The organism is Photorhabdus kleinii, assembly GCF_025384885.1.
GTDB classification, from domain to species: domain Bacteria; phylum Pseudomonadota; class Gammaproteobacteria; order Enterobacterales; family Enterobacteriaceae; genus Photorhabdus; species Photorhabdus kayaii.
Genome location: NZ_JAJAFY010000139.1, coordinates 1 through 1,204, shown reverse-complemented (window position 1 = coordinate 1,204; position 1,204 = coordinate 1). Strand labels below are relative to the sequence as shown.

The following is a 1,204-nucleotide window of genomic DNA, read 5'->3' as shown; positions in this document are numbered from 1 at the left end:
CCTAATGCTCTGGCTTGTTCTCTGAGTATCTTAAGGCGAGGATCATTTTTATCGAGACGGGTTAGTGCCTGAACGCCAGACATGCCCTCATCGAAATCTAGACCGGGGGCCATGATGCGAGATGAAGCATACAGAAAGCCCGCGCTACCCGCCGTCGCAGCAGCCCCTGCGGTGGCAAGCTTCCCGCGCATTTCCTTGGCTTTGCTATAGCTATTCTGGGCACGCGTGACCGCATTTAATCGCCGTTGCTGCTCGGCTAATTGCTGATTGTAAATTTCAGTGCGACGGGTTATTTGAGCAGTGGCATTATCGCTTTGACGAACAGAAACGCCGTGTCGGTACATCTGAGCGCCAACCGCTTGTAATTTCTGTTTTTCTTTATCCAGTGTGCGGCCATAGCGATCCCGTTCCTGTCTGGCTGCAAGCAGGATTTTGCGCTGTTCTTCGGTTTGTTCCCTGAACCGCGGAAATTGCGCCGCTAACTCTTTGGCTTTAGCTTTGGCTTTGTCGTAAGTCTCCGCGTTTTTTTTAATAGAATCGCTTAAGCGGTCAAACGTTTTTGTCTGACTTGCCAGGCTCTTAATGTCGCTTGACGTTGATTTGATTTGAGAAGCCAGCCCCGCCGCTGCACGACTGGCAGCACTAACGGGACCGGATAACTTATTAGCGGCGCTCAGTGATACACGGATGTTAAGATTACGATCTGTCATGAATCACTTCCATTGCGTGCGGCTGCGCGTTCATGCCATTTTAATAATTCGAGCACGGTCATTGCGTCATACTCAGACGGGGCCCAGTGAAAAACCGTCGCGATATCCGCGATAATTTCGTCTGTTTCCACAAACGGGCACGGAATTATTTTTCGTCCTGTGTTTTGATCGTATCGGCTTCCGAGCTCGGTGCTAAAAAATCAGCAACACCGCTTGCCAGTGCTGTGAAATCCTGAATCCCCATGCTGTTAATCTCTGCTTCTGTCAAACGCGGCTGTGTCACACGCGGCAATAGCGTGATGAGAGAGTTCACATCACTTGTCATGACGTCATACAGTTTTAACCCACGTAGGGCGCCCACTTGCTTCATCGTGTCAGTGATCGTGACCTGTGTAATGGTTTCCCCGTTGTGGCGCTCTAAAGGTTCTGAGAGGGTAATTGTTTTTGACATGGTTAAATCTCCTGCAATTGGCCAATTGGCCAATTGGCGTAAT

At 49.9% G+C, this 1,204-nt stretch carries 2 protein-coding genes and 1 pseudogene; all 3 read right to left on the bottom strand.

Annotated features, from left to right (window positions below; all coding sequences use genetic code 11):
* Window positions 1–710, bottom strand: a pseudogene (locus LG003_RS23010) (phage tail tape measure protein); the annotation flags it as partial.
* Window positions 707–772 (bottom strand): GpE family phage tail protein, encoded by a 66-nt coding sequence (locus tag LG003_RS23295; RefSeq protein ID WP_315903414.1) that lies wholly within the window; start codon window positions 770–772, stop codon window positions 707–709. The pseudogene LG003_RS23010 and the gene LG003_RS23295, both read right to left, overlap by 4 nt.
* 83 nt (window positions 773–855) lie before the next feature.
* The coding region (locus tag LG003_RS23000) for a phage tail assembly protein (protein WP_315903413.1) at window positions 856–1,204 on the bottom strand (349 nt) is incomplete at its 5' end.